We start from the raw sequence: 2,136 nt of genomic DNA, 5'->3' as shown, positions 1-2,136 counted from the left end.
CTCCGTACAGGTCGATCACGAAGTCGAGGTAGGCCCGGTACTGCTCGCCGGTGGTCGCGGCCTGCCACACCTGCCGTTCGTACCGGCCGAGGTTGGCGACGTCGAACGGCCGGCACCCGACGGTGTCGAGAAGGCGTTTGCGGGTCGTGTGGATCGCGAACCGGCCGATGTCCACGGCGATCCAGCTCCGGCCCAGCTTCTCGGCCACCGCCGCGGTCGTGCCGGACCCGGCAAAGCAGTCCAGGACGATGCTGCCCTCGTCAGAGGACGACCTGATGATCCGCTCTAGCAGCGCCTCGGGCTTCTGCGTGTCATACCCAAGCCGTTGGTGCGCTTGGGAATTAATGGGGTCTATATCGGTCCATGTATCCTGTAGGGAGACTCCATCACTTTCGTCAAGATAGCGTTTGAATCGCGGGACCGCACCCGGGCGCGGCTGTACCACCCTGTTTTCTGCGACCAACTGATTCATGCGGTCTTTGGAGTAACGCCAGTATCTCGTCACTCCCATTACTTCGTAGGATGGATTTCCCTTTGCAGCTCCGCCGGGACCGGTCATGTCCCATAGGCCGTAGCGTCTTCCGGTCTCCGACTCCACATGTGGATATTTTGCGGCCAGATAGTCTTCGTCGTGGGCCGTATTGATCGTGTTAAAAATAAAATTTGAACTTTTGCTATAATATGTAATGACGTCGTGGACCGGGCCGAACTGCCGGCCGCCCTGGCGTCCATCTGAATGTGCGGTTGTCCGCTTCCAGATGATTTCAGCGCGGAAGTTCTCGGGGCCGAAGATCTCGTCGAGGATGGCACGGGCGTGGTGGCTGACGTTCGGGGCCAGGTGCAGGAAGAGCGACCCCCGCTCGGAAAGCAGCTCCCGGAGCAGGATGAGACGTTGATAGAGCATCTGGAGATAGGAGTCGACGCCCTTGCCCCAGGTGTCCCGGTACGCCTTCTCCTCCACGATCGAGGAGATCTTGGCCAGATCCTGGTCAGCGCCGTTCGCGCCGTCCCCGACCGCGATGCGGACCTTGTAGTCCTGCCGGGAGTCGAACGGCGGGTCGATGTAGACGAGGTCGACCTGCCCGGCGAGCTCGTCCGCGAGGCTCGCGAGCACATGGAGGTTGTCGCCCCAGATCAGCCGGTTGCGCCAGCCGCCGTCGCCGCTGTCACCCGGGTCGGCCTCGAACAGCGAGCCCCGGTCGGCCCGCGGGCTGTTGACCGTCTCGACGACCTGCAACGGCAGCCGCAGCCGCGGCACCTCCGCTGACTTGCCGTCCCATTCCAGCCGCACCCTGCCCACCGGACCACCTCCAGCGTCCAGTATCGGGGATGGGAGACCCAGGCCTCCCGTCCGGCAGCTTCCTGTGGACAGTGGCCGCTGGCGAACCGTGGCATCCTGTGGACAACGGCGTGCCGGCCGGACGGTTCACACCGGGGTCGTCCCGGCGGGCGGGCCGAGCAGGTAGCGCAGTAGGACCACGTCGCCGATCCGACGGACCTCGGCCAGTTCCATTCGGTGGCCCGGATGATGAGGGAACATGCCGTTGCCGACGAAGCGGGGCGCGGCCGGGTCGCCGACGAAGAACGGCGCGATCACCAGGTGGATCTCGTCCGCGAGTCCGGCGGTGAGGAACCGGGTGTGGACCGTGCCGCCGCCTTCGACCATCAGCCGGCGCACGCCACGGGCGGCGAGGTCGGCTAGGACGACGGTCAGGTCGAAGTGGGTCCCCGGCGTCCACGATGGATGCCACGTCAGCGAGGCGCTCCCGGGCCCGGGCCGCCGCGGGGCTGGCAGCGTAGACGATTTTCTCGATCGTCCCCTCGGTGAAGAAGGCCGCTGTCGGGTCGAGCTCGCCGCGGCTGGTGATAGTGATCTTAATTGGGCTCTCCGGCAGGCCGCGGGCCGTCCGCTCCTCGCGGCGGGTCGTCGACCGGACCATCAGCCGGGGGTTGTCACGACGGACGGTGTTCGCGCCTACCAGGATGGCGTCGACACCGGCACGGACCTCGTCGACCCGGTCGAAGTCGGCGTCGTTGGACACCAGCAGGCGTCGGTCGGTGGCGTCGTCGATGTAGCCGTCCACGGACATGGCGACCGACAGCAGGACGTACGGGCGTTCAGCCACGCGGGACTCC

At 65.9% G+C, this 2,136-nt stretch carries 1 protein-coding gene and 1 pseudogene; both read right to left on the bottom strand.

Annotation, left to right across the window (positions count from 1 at the left end; translation table 11 throughout):
• The coding region (locus tag U9980_RS26585) for a site-specific DNA-methyltransferase (RefSeq protein WP_322770439.1) at positions 1-1,300 on the bottom strand (1,300 nt) is incomplete at its 3' end.
• A gap of 126 nt (positions 1,301-1,426) precedes the next feature.
• Positions 1,427-2,126 (bottom strand): annotated as a pseudogene (locus U9980_RS28810) (RibD family protein).
• Positions 2,127-2,136: the final 10 nt, after the last annotated feature.

Source organism: Protofrankia sp. Cr1, from assembly GCF_963555865.1.
Lineage (GTDB): Bacteria > Actinomycetota > Actinomycetes > Frankiales > Frankiaceae > Protofrankia.
Note: the sequence above shows the minus strand (reverse complement) of the source record. Positions and strands in the feature narration are given on the sequence as shown.